The sequence below is a fragment of the Pseudomonas sp. Arb-4-2C genome, assembly GCF_055755015.1.
This window is the reverse complement of sequence record NZ_CM146899.1, coordinates 4,507,086-4,523,235: the sequence shown is the minus strand read 5'-3', so window position 1 is coordinate 4,523,235 and position 16,150 is coordinate 4,507,086. Positions and strand designations below refer to the sequence as shown.

Here is a 16,150-nt window from a genome sequence, read left to right as displayed (position 1 = left end):
GGCCTCTTCGCGAGCAAGCCCGCTCCCACAGTTGGGGAGCGGTGTGTCGCTTTTAGTGCTGCAGGATTTTCTCGAGGAAATGCTGCGCACGTTCGGAGCGGGCGCTGATGTCGCCGAAGAACTCCTCTTTCGGGCAGTCTTCGATGATCTTGCCGGCGTCCATGAAGATCACGCGGTCGGCCACTTTGCGCGCAAAGCCCATTTCGTGGGTCACGCACATCATGGTCATGCCTTCGTGGGCCAGTTGCACCATCACGTCGAGCACTTCGTTGACCATTTCCGGGTCCAGCGCCGAGGTCGGCTCGTCGAACAGCATGACGATCGGGTCCATGGCCAGTGCGCGGGCAATCGCCACACGCTGTTGCTGGCCACCGGACAGTTGCCCCGGATGCTTGTGGGCGTGCGCCGACAAACCTACGCGCTCCAGCAGTTGCAGGCCTTTCCTGGTCGCCTCTTCCTTGCTGCGGCCGAGTACCTTGATCTGCGCGATGGTCAGGTTTTCGGTGATGGTCAGGTGCGGGAACAGCTCGAAATGCTGGAACACCATGCCGACGCGCGAGCGCAGTTTCGGCAGGTTGGTCTTGGAATCGGCAATCGAGGTGCCATCGACGACGATGTCGCCTTTCTGGAACGGCTCCAGCGCGTTGACGCACTTGATCAGGGTCGACTTGCCCGAACCCGACGGGCCGCAGACCACGATCACCTCGCCTTTCTTGACCTCGGTGCTGCAATCAGTCAGCACCTGGAAGTCCCCATACCACTTGTTGATGTTTTTGATAGAGATCATACGGCGAACCTTTTTTGCAGACGCTTGACCAGCAGCGAGGCGGAAAAGCTGATGATGAAGTAGACGACACCGGCGAAGATCAGGAACTCGTTGGAACGACCGATGATGTCGCCGCTGGAGCGGGCGGAGTTGAGGAAGTCCACCAGGCCCACGGTGTAGACCAGCGAGGTGTCCTGGAACAGGATGATCGACTGTTGCAGCAGCAACGGGGTCATCTTGCGGAACGCCTGGGGCAGGATGATCAGACGCATGGTCTGGCCATAGGTCATGCCCATCGCTTGCGCCGCGGCCATCTGGCCTTTGGGGATCGACTGCACGCCGGCCCGGACGATTTCGCAGAAGTACGCGGCTTCGAACATCATGAAGGCCACGACGCAGGAGGTGAACGCGCCGATCGGAGTGTCTTCACCGGTGATCCAGCGCAGCACGAACGGTACCGCCAGGTAGAACCAGGTGATCACCAGCAGCAGCGGGATCGAACGGAAGTAGTTCACATAGGCGCCGGCCACGCGCGACAGCAGTTTGCTCGACGACAGGCGCATCAGGGCGAGGATGGTCCCCAGCACGATGCCGCCGACCACGCCCATGACCATCAACTGCAAGGTCATGACCATGCCGTTCCACAGGCCCGGGATCGCGGGGATGATGCCGCTGAAATCGAAGTCCATTATTTACCCCCCACGGAGATCAGGCCGGGCACCGCGACTTTCTTCTCGACCAGGCGCATCAGCAACATCAGGCTCATGTTCAGGGTGAAGTAGATCAGCGTGGCCAGGGTGAAGGCTTCAAACAGGTTGGCCGAGAATTCGGCGGTCTGTTTGGTTTGCGCCAGCAGTTCCATCAGGCCGATCAAGGACGCCACGGAGGAGTTCTTGAACACGTTGAGGAATTCGGAGGTGAGCGGCGGAATGATGATGCGGTAGGCCTGGGGCAGCAGCACGTTCCAGTAGATCTGTGGCAGCTTGAAGCCCATGGCGCGGGCGGCGGATTCCTGGCCGCGAGGTAGCGCCTGGATGCCGGTGCGCACCTGCTCGCAGACACGGGCGGCGGTGAACAGGCCCAGGCACACGACAACGCTCAGGTAGGCCGAGGTGGTCGGGTTGAGGTCCTGCTTGTACCAGTCCTGCAAGTTCTGCGGCAGCAGGTCGGGCACCAGGAAGTACCAGATGAACAGCTGAACCAGCAGCGGCACGTTGCGAAACAGTTCGACGTAGCAGGTCGCGATGCCTGATACGAGGCGGTTCGGCACGGTGCGCATGACCCCCAGAATGGAGCCCAGCAGCAAGGCGATAATCCATGCCACGATGGCAATGGCAATGGTCCAGCCCAAACCGGTGACGTACCAGTCGAGATACGTCTCGCTGCCAACGCCGGTGGACTTGAAGAACACGCCCCAGTCCCAGTTGTAATTCATTAGGGTCTCCCCTCGAAATCGATCGATGTACAAGCACCCGCTTGGGGAAGATCCTTTCCCGCCCGACGTTGAACGTCGGGCACACGCGATCGGCTCGAAAACCGCCAGGTCGAGTGTTCCACAGTGAAGCCAGCAGGTAGTAACAGACGCCTGAGGGAAGGTCGCTCCCTCAGGCGATAAGGTTAGTCAGGAATCAGATTTTTACGTCAGGCGCCGGCTTGTCGCTCGGGTTGGCGATCAGATCCTTGACCTTGTCGCTCATCGGGAAGTTGAGGTTCAGGCCTTTTGGCGGGACCGGGCTTTCGAACCACTTGCTGTAGATCTTGTTGATCTCGCCAGACTTGTACAGGCCAACGATGGCGTCATCGACAGCTTTCTTGAAGGCCGGATCGTCTTTACGAACCATGCACGCGTAGGCTTCGAAGGATTGCGGCGTACCGGTGATGATCCAGTCGTTCGGCTTCTTGGCCTTGGCTTCTTCACCGGCCAGCAGGGCGTCGTCCATCATGAAGGCTACGGCGCGACCGCTTTCCAGCATGTTGAAGGATTCGCCGTGGTCTTTGGCGGAGATGATGTTCATGCCCATCTGCTTGTCGGCGTTCATCGCTTTGATGATGCGCTCGGACGTGGTGCCGGCGGTGGTCACGACGTTTTTGCCTTTCAGGTCAGCAAAGTCCTTGTAGGACGGGTTGCCTTCCTTGTCTTTCTTGACCAGCAGACGGGTGCCGATTTCGAAGATGTTGACGGTGAAGTCGACTTGCTGGGCGCGTTCGGCGTTGTTGGTGGTGGAGCCGCACTCGATATCCGCGGTGCCGTTCTGGATCAGCGGGATACGGGTTTGCGAGGTCACCAGGTTGTATTTGACCTGCAGGTCTGGCTTGTTCAGGTCTTTTTTCAGGGCTTCAACGATGGCCACTTGAATGTCGTGGGAGTAGCCCACGGGTTTACCGGAAGCATCCGCGATGTAGGAAAACGGGATGGAGCTGTCACGGTGAGCGAGCGTGATGGTGCCCGAATCGTTGATTTTCTTCAGGGTGCCGGTGAGTTCGGCGGCGAAAACTGGTGTGCTGATCAGAGCGGCAGCAATGGCTGCGCCCAGGATATGGGGAACGATGCGCATCAAATTTTCCTCGAATTGTTTTTTTTATGGAGCCAGTTCGTCGGCCCTTTTGTGCTTCGAATGCCTGACGGCTCCTGAAGTGTTGGCACGGCAGGCATTCGTCGGAGAGTGTAGAGCATGAGTCGTGCCAGACCAGTTGCTACTAGCTAATCGCTTGATTTTTAAGGTGATTAAAGTTTTGTGTCGGTGTTTTTGGCTGAAACTGATCCGGTTATCCGAATTGACCGGGAGGTCGCATTCGGAAAACCGAACGCAGTTCAGTGATAACCGATGCCCTGCAGGAGTGAGCCTGCTCGCGATCGCGGTGGGTCAGTCAAATAGATGGTGTCTGATGTATTGCAATCGCGAGCAGGCTCACTCCTGCAGGGGAGGGAGTACGACCTATAAAAAAGCCCCTGAATCGTGAGATTCAGGGGCTTCTTATCAATCGGCCAGTGGATCAGGCCGCTTCAATCTTGCGGTTCTGCTCGACCTTGCCCAGGTACGCTGCCAGCTTCTCTTGCTCAGCCGGGGTGGTGAACAGGCCCAGTTTGCTGCGACGCCACAGAATGTCGTGCGCAATGGTCGCCCATTCTTCGCTGCACAGGTAGTCGACTTCACGGGTGTAGAGCCCGCCGCCGAGGTGTTCGCCCATGTCGGCCAGGGTTTCCACACCTTCGAGCATGCGCCAGGTGCGGCTGCCGTAGGTGGTGGCCCAGCGGCGGGCGATCTCGGTCGGCACGAAGTCGAACTTGTCGCGGATCTGCGCGCTCAAGGCTTGCGGGGTGGTCATGTCTTCACCGCCGGGCAGGGTGGCGGTGGCGGTCCAGCTCGGACGCATCTGAGTGAAGTACGGCATCAGCTGGGCCATCGCCGATTCGGCGAGCTTGCGGTAGGTGGTCAGCTTGCCGCCGAACACCGACAACAGCGGCGCTTCTTCCGCGCTGCCGGACAGGGCCAGGGTGTAGTCGCGGGTCACGGCTGACGGATTGTCGGATTCGTCGTTGCACAGCGGGCGCACGCCCGAGTAGCTGTGCTGGATGTCGTCGCGGCTGATCTGCTTCTTGAAGTGGGCATTGACCACTTTGAGCAGGTAGTCGGTTTCGCCGTCGGTGATCGCCACTTTGGCCGGATCGCCAGTGTATTCGCGGTCGGTGGTGCCAATCAGGGTGAAGTGGTTCAGGTACGGAATGGTGAAGACGATGCGCTGATCTTCGTTTTGCAGGATGTGCGCGTGATCACCTTCGTACAGTTTTGGCACGATGATGTGGCTGCCCTGAATCAGACGGATGCCGTACGGTGATTCCATCTTCAGGTCGTCACGGATGAACTTGGCGACCCACGGGCCGGCGGCGTTCACCAGCGCTTTGGCGGTGATCGAAAACAGGCTGCCGTCGGCGCGCTCCAGGTTCAGGTGCCACAGGCCTTTGGCACGGCGGGCGCTGACGCAACGGGTCTGGGTGTGGACATGGGCGCCTTTTTCCCGGGCGGCCATGGCGTTCAGCACTACGAGACGGGCGTCATCGACCCAGCAATCGGAGTATTCGAAACCCTTGGTGATTTCACTTTTCAGCGCGCTGTCAGCGCCGAACTTCAGGCTTTTCGAACCCGGCAGTTTTTCGCGCTTGCCGAGGTTGTCATAAAGGAACAGGCCGGCGCGGATCATCCATGCCGGACGCAGGTGCGGACGGTGCGGCAGCACGAAGCGCATCGGCTTGACGATGTGCGGCGCCTTGGCCAGCAGTACTTCGCGCTCGGCCAGTGCTTCACGCACCAGACGGAATTCGTAGTGTTCGAGGTAGCGCAGGCCACCGTGGATCAGCTTGCTGCTGGCCGACGAGGTGTGGCTGGCCAGGTCATCCTTTTCGCAAAGGAACACCGAAAGACCGCGACCGGCGGCATCCGCTGCGATCCCCACTCCATTGATCCCGCCGCCAATCACGGCAACATCGTAGATCTCGGCGATAGGGGGCGTACGCAAGGTAGATGTGGACATCGGCTGGCCTCGGGCTCTTTTGATTTTCTGTCTTGGAAATCGAACATAAATGTTCATTTGCGAAAATGGTAGCCCATAAAGACGTGCACAGCCAGTCGACTTCGATTGAAAAAACTCATCGAAGGACGGCTAAAAGAAAATTTTCGAACATGAGAGGCGCGCAAGAGCGCTAGAGATGTGCTGTTTGTAAGTACCTCTTCGCGAGCAAGCCCGCTCCCACAGGGATTTGAGCCAGCCACAAGATTTGTCAGCCCCTCTCATCCCACTGTGGGAGCGGGCTTGCTCGCGAAGAGGCCCTTGCAAACAGTGAAGCGTAAAAGGGTTAAACCACTTCCAGGCGAATCTTGTGCTGGCTCAGCAGCTGGGCCAGTGCCGGCACCGGCTGCTGATCGGTCACCAGGCAATCGATCAGGCTGATCGGGCCGAGGCGAATCATCGCATTACGCCCGAATTTGCTGGAGTCGGCCGCCAGGATCACCTGCCGTGCATTGGCGATGATCGCTTGAGAGACGCGCACTTCCTGATAATCGAAGTCGAGCAGGCTGCCGTCTTCGTCGATGCCGCTGATGCCCACCAGCGCAAAATCCACCTTGAACTGATTGATGAAGTCCACGCTCGCCTGGCCGACCACACCGCCGTCACGGCGCACGTTACCGCCGGTCAGCAGCACATCGAAATCATCCTTGGCACTGAGCATCGACGCCACGTGCAGGTTGTTGGTGATGATTTTCAGATGATTGTGGTTGAGCAGGGCGCGGGCAATCGATTCGGTGGTGGTGCCGATGTTGATGAACAGCGAGGCGTGATCGGGGATTTGTGCCGCGATGGCTTCACCGATGCGTTGTTTTTCATCGCGCATCTGATCGGCGCGCATCGCATAGGCGGTGTTTTCGACGCTGGAATCGTACGCGGCGCCGCCATGGTAGCGACGCAGCAGATTGGCTTCCGCGAGCTGATTGATGTCACGGCGGATGGTTTGCGGGGTAACAACGAACAGCGTGGCCATTTCCTCGATGCTCACATAGCCGCGTTCGCGGACCAGCTCGAGGATTTGCTGCTGACGGGGAGGCAGATTCATGGGGCTTCCTTTGGGCTGCCGTGCAAAATTTGCCCATGATGCCGCAGGAATCCGCTCCCTACCAGTTAGATGCCTGTCTGGATCTGAAGGTTGGCTTATTCAGCGTCTTCGCGCGCCCAGTCACGGGTACGGCTGACGGCTTTTTTCCAGCCTTTGTACAGTTTCTCTTTCTCGACTTCGTCCAGGCTCGGTTCGAACTCGCGCTCGATCACTGCCTTGCCGCGCAGTTCTTCCAGGCTGCCCCAGAAGCCGCACGCCAGACCGGCCAGATACGCTGCACCGAGTGCCGTGGTTTCGCGCATTTGCGGGCGTTCAACTTGAGTGCCGAGGATGTCGGCCTGGAACTGCATGAGGAAGTTGTTCGCCACCGCACCACCGTCCACACGCAGGGCCTTGAGGCGTTCGCCAGAGTCCTGTTGCATGGCGTCGAGGACGTCACGGGTCTGGTAGGCGATCGATTCCAGCGCGGCGCGGATGATGTGATCAACGCGCACGCCGCGGGTCAGGCCGAACAGCGCGCCACGGGCATACGGGTCCCAGTACGGAGCGCCCAGACCGGTGAAGGCCGGCACCAGGTACACACCGTTGCTGTCCTTCACTTTATTGGCGAAGTATTCGGTGTCGTGGGCGTCGTTGATGATCTTCAGTTCATCACGCAGCCACTGCACGGTCGAACCGCCGTTGAACACCGCGCCTTCCAGCGCGTAGGCCACTTCGCCACGCGGGCCGCAAGCGATGGTGGTGAGCATGCCGTGCTGGGATTTAACCGCTTTGTCGCCGGTGTTCATCAGCAGGAAGCAGCCGGTGCCATAGGTGTTTTTCGCCTGGCCCGGCTCGACGCACATCTGGCCGAACAGCGCGGCTTGCTGGTCACCGGCAATACCGCCGATGGCGATGCCGCTCTTGGTGCGGCCGTAGATTTCCGAAGAGGCTTTGACTTGCGGAAGCATCTCGCGCGGGATGTCGAGGATTTCCAGCATCTTCGAATCCCATTCCAGCGAATGGATGTTGAAGAGCATGGTGCGCGAGGCGTTGGTGTAGTCGGTGACGTGCACTTTGCCGCCGGTGAATTTCCAGATCAGCCAGCTGTCGACGGTGCCGAACAGCAGTTCGCCGTTGCGCGCACGCTCGCGGCTGCCTTCGACGTTGTCGAGGATCCACTTCAGCTTGGTGCCGGAGAAGTACGGGTCGGTGACCAGACCGGTGTTGTCGCGGATGTATTCTTCGTGGCCGTCACGCTTGAGCTGCTGGCAGATCTCGGTGCTGCGACGGCACTGCCAGACGATGGCGTTGTACACCGGACGGCCGGTGGTCTTGTCCCAGACCACGGTGGTTTCACGCTGGTTGGTGATGCCGATGGCGGCCACCTGGTCGTGATGCAGACCGGCCTGGGCCAGCGCTTCAACCATCACCGCGCTCTGGGTGGCGAAAATTTCCATCGGGTCGTGTTCGACCCAACCGGCTTGCGGATAGTGCTGAGCGAATTCGCGCTGGGCGGTGCAGACCACGTTCGCATCGCGGTCGAAAATGATCGCGCGGGAGCTGGTCGTACCCTGATCGAGGGCAATGATGTAGTTCTTATTCTGAATGTCGGTCATGTCGATTGCCTTGGACGAAATAAGGGAGAGTGGGCCGTGGCGCGGGCTCGAAATGGGCAGGAACCCGCGCCGACTGTTTCAAGAAGTTCTTGGTTTGCCGTCAATGGCCGGTTCTGCATCCTTTGTAGCAGGTGTGGCGCCGGTCAGGTGACGGGCGATGAGCCCGCGATACCCGGCAGCGCCGAGGCAGGCACCGACAATCGGTGCAAAAATCGGAATCAGGAAGTACGGAATATCACGGCCGCCAGTGAAGGAAATTTCACCCCAGCCGGCGAAGAAAGTCATCAGTTTAGGACCGAAGTCACGCGCCGGGTTCATCGCAAAACCGGTCAGCGGGCCCATCGAGCTGCCGATCACCGCGATCAGCAAGCCGATCAGCAGCGGTGCCATCGGGCCTTTCGGCAGGCCGTTGTTGTCGTCGGTCAAGGCCATGATCACGCCCATCAGGATCGCGGTGATGATCATCTCGACCAGGAACGCCTGGGCGGTCGACAGCACTGGATTGGGGAACGTCGAGAACACCGAGGCCAGCTCAAGGCTGGCGGCTGATCCGCGAACCATGTGATGGGTTTGTTCGTAATCGAAGAACAGGTTGCTGTACAGCGTGTAAACCAACAGCGCGCCGCAGAAGGCGCCGGCGATCTGCGACAGGATGTAGAACGGCAGTTTGCGCTTTTCGAAGTCAGCGAAAATGCTCAGGGCAATGCTCACGGCAGGGTTCAGATGCGCGCCGGAAACCCCGGCGGTCAAGTAGATCGCCATGCTCACGCCGACGCCCCAGATGATGCTGATTTCCCACAGACCAAAGCTGGCGCCCGCGACTTTGAGCGCGGCGACACAGCCGGTGCCAAAAAAGATCAGAAGTGCAGTACCCAGAAATTCGGCCAGGCATTGGCCGCGGAGCGATGGTTGCTGTAAAGCAGTTGTCATTGAAAACCTCGATTTTTGTTGTTGTCTGACGCGTTTGCCGACAAGGCAGAGCGCGATTTTCCCCGAGGCAGGATCCCCATCCTGTTCCCGGTTTACTGCTGGGTGCTGCGATGATGATAATTCTTACATTATTCAGATTCGAAAAAATATAGACAAGAAACAAACCTGTCAAAGGTCGAAAGTGAACCATCGGTCACAATTAAACTATCAGTCGCCTGAATGATCTCGCGGATGACTGCGGCGGTAGCCCTACGCTGTGCCTGCGAAGCCCGGGAATCGGGGCTTGTGGTAGAGCCTTTTACGGTGTGATGGCCTAGAATCCGGCACAGGTTTTTTCTGTTGATGCCGAGCCTGGAGCTGCCATGACCCCTGCGTTGGACTTGTTGAAAAAAGTTCGTGCCGAACATCGCGTGCACAGTTATGAACATGACCCCAAGGCTGCGTCCTATGGGCTGGAGGCCGCGGAAAAACTGGCATTGGAGCCTGCGCAGGTGTTCAAGACGCTGCTGGCCGCCAGTGAGAAAGGTGAATTGCTGGTGGCCGTCGTGCCGGTCGTCGGAAGTCTCGACCTCAAGGGCCTGGCACAGGCGGCAGGGGTGAAGAAAGTCGAGATGGCCGACCCTGCCGCTGCACAGCGTTCCACGGGTTATCTGTTGGGCGGCATCAGCCCGCTGGGACAGAAGAAACGCCTGCGCACCTTCATCGATAACTCGGCTCAGGGTTTTGCGACTATTTATGTCAGTGCCGGCCGGCGTGGGCTGGAAGTCGAACTCGCGCCAGCCGTGCTGGCCGAACACACTCAGGCCAAGTTCGCCGACATCGGTCGCGCCTAGTGCTCATTGCTGTATGAAGAAAATTGACCGGTTCTGTCACTGGCGCCGATCTGGCCCGGGCTGCATGCTCTGCCGACTGACTTAGGGAGAAGGTTATGCAGCTCGAGTTTTATCAGGTGGACGCGTTCAGTGACCAGCCGTTCAGTGGCAACCCGGCCATGGTCTATCGCCTCGATGCATGGCTCGCGGATGAGTTGATGCAGAAGATCGCCGCCGAACACAATCTGGCGGAAACCGCTTTCGTGGTGCGCGAAGGGGCGGTGTGGCATATCCGCTGGTTCACCCCGACCACCGAAGTGCCGTTGTGCGGGCATGCGACGCTGGCCAGCGCCTATGTGTTGTTCGAGGTCCATAAGGAGCAAGCCGAGCGTCTGGACTTCATCTGCAAGTCCGGACCTTTGAGCGTCAGTCGCGAGGGTGATCGCCTGTGGCTGGACTTCCCGTCGATCGTGCCTTCGGAAATCGGCGTGACGCTGGATGTCGAGCGCGCGCTGGGGGTCGAGGCGGTGGATGTGCTCGGTTCCAATGAGTTGTTCGTGGTGCTGGAGTCGGAGCAGGCAGTGCTCGACTGCAAGCCGGACATGGTCGCGCTGGCCAAACTGCCTTGGCTCGGCGCGATCGTGACGGCGCGCGGTAATCAGCATGATTTCGTCTCGCGCTACTTCGCTCCGGCGATCGGCATCAATGAAGACCCGGTGACCGGCTCGACGCATTGCAGCCTGATTCCGTACTGGTCCAAACGCCTGGGCAAATCGAGCCTGACCGCATGCCAGCGTTCGGCGCGGGGCGGGGAGTTGTTTTGTCGGTTGGAGGGTGAGCGGGTGAAGATTGGCGGGAATGCGACGCTGGTGGCGAGCGGCACCCTGATCCTCGGTTAACGCAAACCCCCTGTAGGAGTGAGCCTGCTCGCGATCGCGGTACATCAGTCAAATCATCTGTGACGGATGTACCGCGATCGCGAGCAGGCTCACTCCTACAGGGGGATGGTGTTGGATCAGAGGGCGGCGCTGTAGCGGCGGACGCCGTTTTCCGCAGCCGGGATTTGTGCCGCGGTACTGCCGCTGGCCTGGAACAGGACGAGGTGTTCGGCGGCAACACGTATTCCGACATCCGAACCCACCTGATGATCCGCATGGCTCGGAAAAATCGATTCCAGCTGCGCGCCCGTCGGCAGTTGCAGGCGGTACAGGGTCGAGGCGCCGAGGAAGGTCTTGCCGACGATCCGTGCTTTGAGTGCACTGTCGGGCGCATAAACGATGTCATCCGGACGCAGCAACACATCCACCGCACCGCCTACTGGCCAGGTGTAAGCCCGGTTGCCGCGCAGTTCGCCCAGTTCAGTCTGCACCGATTCCGGGCTGCCGAGCTGGCCGCGAATGAAGTAGCCCTGGCCGATGAAGCTTGCCACGAACGGTGTCGCCGGCTCGTGGTAGAGGTTGTAAGGCGTATCCCACTGCTCCAGCCGGCCTTCCTTGAACACGCCGACGTGATCGCTTACGGCGAAGGCTTCTTCCTGGTCGTGGGTGACCAGAATCGCACTGGTGCCACGGGCCTTGAGGATGTCGCGCACTTCGTGGCTGAGCTTGCGCCGCAGCTCGCCGTCGAGATTGGAGAACGGCTCGTCGAGCAGCAGCAGTTGCGGTTCCGGCGCCAGGGCGCGGGCGAGGGCGACACGCTGTTGCTGGCCGCCGGACAGCTCGTGCGGGAAGCGCTTGCCGAGGTTTTTCAGGTTGACCAGTTCCAGCAGCTCTTCGGTAACGCGCTCCTTGTTCGGGTGCTTGCGGATACCGAAGGCGATGTTGTCCGCGACGCTCAGGTGCGGGAACAGCGCGTAGTCCTGGAACACCATGCCGATCCGGCGTTTCTCCGGGGCCAGGGTGAAACCGGCGCTGGAAATGGTCTCGCCACCCAGCTGGATTTCCCCTTCGTGCACCGGTTCAAAACCGGCGATGGCGCGCAGGGTAGTGGTCTTGCCGCAGCCGGACGAACCGAGCAGGCAGCCGATGTCGCCGGCGTTGAGGTGCAGATTGAGGTTCTGCACCACGCGTTGATCTTGATAGCCGCAAGCGAGGTTGCGCAGGTTCAGCAGTAATTCATGGCTCATGCGTGGTGATATGCCGGTTCGACGAGGAACTCGAGCAGGGCCTTCTGTGCGTGGAGACGGTTTTCTGCCTGATCCCAGGCGACGGAGCGCGGGTCATCGAGCAGGTCGAGGCTGATTTCTTCGCCGCGGTGGGCAGGCAGGCAATGCATGAACAGCACATCCTCCGCCGCGAGATCGAGCAGGGCGCGGTTCACCTGGAACGGTGCGAACAGCTTCAGGCGCTTGGCGGTTTCTTCTTCCTGGCCCATCGAGGTCCAGACGTCGGTGCTCACCAGATGTGCGCCGCGCACGGCGTCCTTTGGATCGCGGACGATGGTCACGCGATCGCCGGCCTTGGCCACGAATTCAGGGTTCGGCTCGTAGCCTTCGGGGCAGGCAACGCGCAACTGGAAGTCGAACTGGATCGCCGCTTCTATATAGCTGTTGCACATGTTGTTGCCGTCGCCGATCCAGGCCACCGTCTTGCCCTGGATCGAGCCACGGTGCTCAAGGAACGTCTGCATGTCGGCCAGCAACTGGCACGGGTGCAGGTCATCGGACAGGCCGTTGATCACTGGCACGCGCGAGTTGGCGGCGAATTCGGTCAGGGTGCTGTGGGCAAAGGTACGGATCATCACCGCATCGAGCATGCTCGACATGACGATGGCGCAGTCGCCGATCGGCTCGCCACGGCCCAGCTGGGTGTCACGCGGCGACAGGAAGATCGCCTGGCCACCGAGCTGGATCATGCCGGCCTCGAAAGAGATCCGGGTACGGGTCGAGGATTTCTCGAAGATCATCCCCAGGACGCGGTTTTTCAGAGGCTCGAACAGTACGCCGCGGTTACGCAGGTCCTTGAGCTCAACGCCTCGACGGATCACGCTGACCAGCTCTTCGGGCGTGCAATCCATCAGGGAGAGAAAGTGCCTTGCGCTCATCATTGACTACCTTTTGCTACAAACCGCAGATGCTCAAAGCCTTGTTTAAGTGAACAACGGGCGAGACCTGCGGCGTAAGCCGCACGGGGCGACGAAATAGGGGAAGGCGCGATATTGACACTAAATGTCGCGTTTTTCCAATAGGCTACGGTTTTTGCGGGATTCGGAGGGCGAACCGCCGTGGGCAGTCACGCGTTTGAAGCCGGGTTCAGGACAGCAGCGAGCCCCTTTGTACACTGGCCCCGGCGGGCTTGGCAATCCGGCGTGGCGGGGATGATGTCACTCGGGTCGGTTCAAGACTGCGCGGTTGCGGTTTCGCTTGGTCGGATGCTCAGGCTGAAACATTTGCTAAAGCAAAGTGCTGAGTTATAAATAAGTTTCGAGCGACGCAGGAAGCCTCCGCATGGAATCGAAAGAAAAACTGTTAATGGAATTGCTGGGCCACACGGCTCGCTCACTGACCCATCTCACCGCGTCGGTCACGTCGATGTCCTTCGAGCTGTTGCGCAGCGACGACGAAGTGGTCAAGACCGCTGGCCGTCACATGATCGATCGCATGGCGACCATCAGTGCCGGGCTCGACGAGCACTGGCGGCTGATCGGTGAACTCACTGGCGTGCACGTCGCTCACGAGCAGATTGAAACCATTCAGGAAATCCAGCTGCAGGCGCCGCCCCAACTGCCATCCAACTGATCCTGACGGGCTATCGGCTCGCCTGATAGCCGTCGATTCACAAGACGAACGTCGCTGGCGTCGCTTGCGCACTCGGGCCATAGTTTTGTTCCCGCAGGCTTCACCGTTGCCTGCCCAGAACAAGACAGAGACTGGCCATGACCAAGACTCTCCATCACCGTGCCTGCCACCTGTGCGAAGCCATCTGCGGTCTGACCATCGAGACCACAGAAACCGAAGGCCACATCGCGATCACCTCGATCAAGGGCGATGCCCTCGATACTTTCAGTCGTGGTCATATCTGCCCGAAGGCTGTGGCCTTGCAAGACATCCAGAATGATCCGGACCGCTTGCACCAGCCGATGCGCCGGGTTGGCAGTCAATGGCTGCCGATCGAGTGGGACGAGGCCTTTGCGCTGGTGGCCGAGCGCCTGGCGGCGATTCAGGAGCGTCACGGGCAGAACGCGGTGGCGGTCTATCAGGGCAATCCGAGTGTGCATAACTACGGGCTGATGACCCACAGCAACTACTTTCTCGGCTTGTTGAAAACCCGTAATCGCTTCTCCGCGACCTCGGTCGATCAACTGCCCCATCACCTGAGCAGTTACCTGATGTACGGGCACGGCTTGCTGCTGCCGATCCCGGACATCGATCACACCGATTTCATGCTGATCCTGGGCGGCAACCCGCTGGCTTCCAACGGCAGCATCATGACCGTGCCCGATGTCGAGAAACGCCTGAAAGCGATTCAGGCTCGTGGCGGCAAAGTGGTGGTGGTCGATCCGCGTCGCAGCGAAACCGCCGCCATGGCCGATCAACACCTGTTCGTGCGCCCTGGCGGCGACGCGGCGCTGCTGTTCGGGGTGCTCAATACACTGTTCGGCGAAGGGCTGACGCGTGACAGTCATCTGCCGGTCGAAGGCCTTGATGAGGTGCGCGCGGCGGTGGCGACGTTCACCGCTGAGGCCATGAGTCCGCTGTGCGCCGTGCCGGCCGAGCAGATCCGCCAACTGGCGCGGGATTTCGCCGCCGCGCCGAGTGCGGTGTGTTACGGACGCATGGGGGTTTCGACCCAGGCATTCGGGACCTTGTGTCACTGGGTGGTGCAATTGATCAATCTGGTCACCGGCAACCTCGACCGGGTCGGCGGCGCGCTCTGCACTGAACCGGCGGTGGACCTGGTGGCATCGACCTCGGGCGGGCATTTCAACAAGTGGCAGAGCCGGGTCTCCGGGCGGCCCGAGTACGGCGGCGAACTGCCGGTGTCGGCGCTGGCCGAAGAAATGCTCACCGACGGCGAGGGGCAGATTCGTGCGCTGATCACCGTGGCTGGCAATCCGGTGCTGTCGACACCGAACGGGCGGCAACTGGAGCAGGCGCTGGACGGGTTGGAGTTCATGGTCAGCATCGACCTGTACATCAATGAGACCACGCGCTACGCCGACCTGATCCTGCCGTCGACCTCGGCGCTGGAGAACGATCACTACGACACCACGTTCAACCTGTTCGCGGTGCGCAACGTCAGTCGCTTCAATCGGGCGATCCTCGCCAAGCCAGAGGGTGCATTGCACGACTGGGAGATCTTTGTCGGCCTGGCCAAGGCCTTTGCCGAAAAGACCGGCAAGGAACTCAAACCGACGATGCCGCCGGCGAAGATGATCGACATGGGCCTGCGCATGGGGCTGTATGGCGATGCCTCGACGCACCAGCTGTCGCTGGCGACGCTGTTTGATCATCCGCATGGCATAGATCTGGGCGCGTTGAAGCCAAATCTGGCACCGCGTCTGAAAACGCCGAATCAGCGCGTGCAGGCCGCTCCGCCAGAGATCCTCGCTGACCTCGCACGCTTCGCCGCCTTGCAGGCGCCTGCCGCCGACGAGTTGCTGATGATTGGCCGTCGCCACGTGCGCAGCAATAACTCGTGGATGCACAACTATCACCGTCTGGTGAAGGGCAAGCCGCGCCACCAACTGCTGATGCACCCGGATGATCTGGCCAGCCGTGGGCTCAACGATGGTCAGTTGGTGCGCGTCAGTTCTCGGGTCGGACAGATCGAAGTGGAAGTACTTGGCAGTCTCGACATGATGAAGGGCGTGGTCAGCCTGCCGCACGGCTGGGGTCATGCAAGGCCGGGCGTGCAGATGGCGATTGCCAGCGGCCAGCCGGGCTCGAGTGCCAATGACCTGACCGATGAATGTCAGCTTGATGAATTGTCGGGCAACGCGGCGCTTAATGGCGTGCCAGTGACGGTGGCGGCGGCCTGAACGTGACTGTCGGGGAGACCGAGCATGGCGCTCGGGATTCCGTTACAATGCGTCACCGTGCCGACCCATGAGTCGGAAAGTTCAGCCGAGGTGCTCCATGGATATCATCGAAACGATTAAAGAGCAGATTGCCAACAACACCATTCTGCTTTACATGAAAGGCTCGCCGAATGCCCCACAGTGTGGCTTCTCCGCGAAAGCTGCGCAGGCTGTGATGGGCTGTGGCGAGAAGTTCGCCTACGTCGACATCCTGCAGAACCCGGAAATCCGCGCCAACCTACCGAAGTACGCCAACTGGCCGACTTTCCCGCAGCTGTGGGTGGGTGGCGAGCTGGTCGGCGGTAGCGACATCATGGCTGAAATGTTCGCCAACGGTGAGCTGCAAAGCACCATCAAGGCGGCTGTTGAAGCGGCTGCAGCGAACAAGTCCGAAGCCTGATTGGGCTTTTGTGGGAGC

At 60.1% G+C, this 16,150-nt stretch carries 15 protein-coding genes; 5 read left to right on the top strand and 10 right to left on the bottom strand.

The window, feature by feature from the left end:
• Positions 1-52 precede the first annotated feature (52 nt).
• The 8 genes from AC0J41_RS20470 to AC0J41_RS20435 all read right to left on the bottom strand — a co-directional run bounded on the left by AC0J41_RS20470 (position 53) and on the right by AC0J41_RS20435 (position 8,902).
• Positions 53-787: an amino acid ABC transporter ATP-binding protein gene (locus AC0J41_RS20470; protein WP_025112392.1), complete on the bottom strand. Its 735-nt coding sequence runs from the start codon at positions 785-787 to the stop codon at positions 53-55.
• Positions 784-1,455, bottom strand: a complete 672-nt coding sequence (locus AC0J41_RS20465; protein WP_003227756.1) for an amino acid ABC transporter permease — start codon at positions 1,453-1,455, stop codon at positions 784-786. Before AC0J41_RS20465 ends, AC0J41_RS20470 begins: the two co-directional genes overlap by 4 nt.
• On the bottom strand, positions 1,455-2,201 hold the full coding sequence (locus AC0J41_RS20460) for an amino acid ABC transporter permease (protein WP_025112391.1): 747 nt from the start codon (positions 2,199-2,201) through the stop codon (positions 1,455-1,457). The genes AC0J41_RS20465 and AC0J41_RS20460 overlap by 1 nt, the downstream gene beginning before the upstream one ends.
• Positions 2,202-2,394: 193 nt before the next feature.
• Complete coding sequence (locus AC0J41_RS20455) at positions 2,395-3,321, bottom strand: glutamate/aspartate ABC transporter substrate-binding protein (protein WP_473013454.1); 927 nt, start codon at positions 3,319-3,321, stop codon at positions 2,395-2,397.
• Between the two features lie 439 nt (positions 3,322-3,760).
• On the bottom strand, positions 3,761-5,296 hold the full coding sequence (gene glpD / locus AC0J41_RS20450; RefSeq protein ID WP_473013453.1) for a glycerol-3-phosphate dehydrogenase: 1,536 nt from the start codon (positions 5,294-5,296) through the stop codon (positions 3,761-3,763).
• A gap of 322 nt (positions 5,297-5,618) precedes the next feature.
• Positions 5,619-6,374 carry a DeoR/GlpR family transcriptional regulator gene (locus AC0J41_RS20445; RefSeq protein WP_007916700.1) on the bottom strand — a complete coding sequence of 252 codons (756 nt, stop codon included), beginning with the start codon at positions 6,372-6,374 and terminating at the stop codon, positions 5,619-5,621.
• Positions 6,375-6,469: 95 nt separating this feature from the next.
• Entirely contained in the window at positions 6,470-7,972 is a 1,503-nt protein-coding gene (gene glpK / locus AC0J41_RS20440; RefSeq protein ID WP_025112388.1) for a glycerol kinase GlpK, read from the bottom strand.
• A gap of 78 nt (positions 7,973-8,050) precedes the next feature.
• Positions 8,051-8,902: an MIP/aquaporin family protein gene (locus AC0J41_RS20435; protein ID WP_473013452.1), complete on the bottom strand. Its 852-nt coding sequence runs from the start codon at positions 8,900-8,902 to the stop codon at positions 8,051-8,053.
• Positions 8,903-9,264: 362 nt separating this feature from the next.
• On the opposite strand from AC0J41_RS20435, the gene ybaK reads away from it, so the two are divergent.
• Positions 9,265-9,735: a Cys-tRNA(Pro) deacylase gene (ybaK, locus tag AC0J41_RS20430; protein WP_400497216.1), complete on the top strand. Its 471-nt coding sequence runs from the start codon at positions 9,265-9,267 to the stop codon at positions 9,733-9,735.
• Between the two features lie 95 nt (positions 9,736-9,830).
• Positions 9,831-10,613 carry a PhzF family phenazine biosynthesis protein gene (locus tag AC0J41_RS20425; protein WP_473013451.1) on the top strand — a complete coding sequence of 261 codons (783 nt, stop codon included), beginning with the start codon at positions 9,831-9,833 and terminating at the stop codon, positions 10,611-10,613.
• 116 nt (positions 10,614-10,729) lie between these two features.
• Here AC0J41_RS20425 and AC0J41_RS20420 read toward each other — a convergent pair whose 3' ends face one another.
• Together AC0J41_RS20420 and argF are read right to left on the bottom strand one after the other, a co-directional pair.
• Positions 10,730-11,839 carry an ABC transporter ATP-binding protein gene (locus tag AC0J41_RS20420; RefSeq protein ID WP_473013450.1) on the bottom strand — a complete coding sequence of 370 codons (1,110 nt, stop codon included), beginning with the start codon at positions 11,837-11,839 and terminating at the stop codon, positions 10,730-10,732.
• The gene (gene argF, locus AC0J41_RS20415) at positions 11,836-12,756 is read right to left on the bottom strand and encodes an ornithine carbamoyltransferase (protein WP_025112383.1); all 921 of its coding nucleotides are present in this window, start codon (positions 12,754-12,756) and stop codon (positions 11,836-11,838) included. Before argF ends, AC0J41_RS20420 begins: the two co-directional genes overlap by 4 nt.
• 403 nt (positions 12,757-13,159) lie before the next feature.
• Between argF and AC0J41_RS20410 the strand changes: the two genes are divergently transcribed.
• The 3 genes from AC0J41_RS20410 (at position 13,160) to grxD (ending at position 16,132) form a co-directional block, all read left to right on the top strand.
• On the top strand, positions 13,160-13,450 hold the full coding sequence (locus AC0J41_RS20410; RefSeq protein WP_025112382.1) for a hypothetical protein: 291 nt from the start codon (positions 13,160-13,162) through the stop codon (positions 13,448-13,450).
• Between the two features lie 137 nt (positions 13,451-13,587).
• Positions 13,588-15,693, top strand: coding sequence for a molybdopterin oxidoreductase family protein (locus tag AC0J41_RS20405; RefSeq protein ID WP_473013449.1), 2,106 nt, complete (start codon positions 13,588-13,590; stop codon positions 15,691-15,693).
• A gap of 97 nt (positions 15,694-15,790) precedes the next feature.
• The gene (gene grxD / locus AC0J41_RS20400; RefSeq protein WP_473013448.1) at positions 15,791-16,132 is read left to right on the top strand and encodes a Grx4 family monothiol glutaredoxin; all 342 of its coding nucleotides are present in this window, start codon (positions 15,791-15,793) and stop codon (positions 16,130-16,132) included.
• The last annotated feature ends 18 nt before the right edge of the window (positions 16,133-16,150 follow it).

Bases quoted from the DNA above. Each gene is read 5' to 3' on its own strand.
- AC0J41_RS20470 (WP_025112392.1), bottom strand. From the start codon at position 787: ATGATCTCTATCAAAAACATCAACAAGTGGTATGGGGACTTCCAGGTG.
- AC0J41_RS20465 (WP_003227756.1), bottom strand. From the start codon at position 1,455: ATGGACTTCGATTTCAGCGGCATCATCCCCGCGATCCCGGGCCTGTGG.
- AC0J41_RS20460 (WP_025112391.1), bottom strand. From the start codon at position 2,201: ATGAATTACAACTGGGACTGGGGCGTGTTCTTCAAGTCCACCGGCGTT.
- AC0J41_RS20455 (WP_473013454.1), bottom strand. From the start codon at position 3,321: ATGCGCATCGTTCCCCATATCCTGGGCGCAGCCATTGCTGCCGCTCTG.
- glpD (WP_473013453.1), bottom strand. From the start codon at position 5,296: ATGTCCACATCTACCTTGCGTACGCCCCCTATCGCCGAGATCTACGAT.
- AC0J41_RS20445 (WP_007916700.1), bottom strand. From the start codon at position 6,374: ATGAATCTGCCTCCCCGTCAGCAGCAAATCCTCGAGCTGGTCCGCGAA.
- glpK (WP_025112388.1), bottom strand. From the start codon at position 7,972: ATGACCGACATTCAGAATAAGAACTACATCATTGCCCTCGATCAGGGT.
- AC0J41_RS20435 (WP_473013452.1), bottom strand. From the start codon at position 8,902: ATGACAACTGCTTTACAGCAACCATCGCTCCGCGGCCAATGCCTGGCC.
- ybaK (WP_400497216.1), top strand. From the start codon at position 9,265: ATGACCCCTGCGTTGGACTTGTTGAAAAAAGTTCGTGCCGAACATCGC.
- AC0J41_RS20425 (WP_473013451.1), top strand. From the start codon at position 9,831: ATGCAGCTCGAGTTTTATCAGGTGGACGCGTTCAGTGACCAGCCGTTC.
- AC0J41_RS20420 (WP_473013450.1), bottom strand. From the start codon at position 11,839: ATGAGCCATGAATTACTGCTGAACCTGCGCAACCTCGCTTGCGGCTAT.
- argF (WP_025112383.1), bottom strand. From the start codon at position 12,756: ATGAGCGCAAGGCACTTTCTCTCCCTGATGGATTGCACGCCCGAAGAG.
- AC0J41_RS20410 (WP_025112382.1), top strand. From the start codon at position 13,160: ATGGAATCGAAAGAAAAACTGTTAATGGAATTGCTGGGCCACACGGCT.
- AC0J41_RS20405 (WP_473013449.1), top strand. From the start codon at position 13,588: ATGACCAAGACTCTCCATCACCGTGCCTGCCACCTGTGCGAAGCCATC.
- grxD (WP_473013448.1), top strand. From the start codon at position 15,791: ATGGATATCATCGAAACGATTAAAGAGCAGATTGCCAACAACACCATT.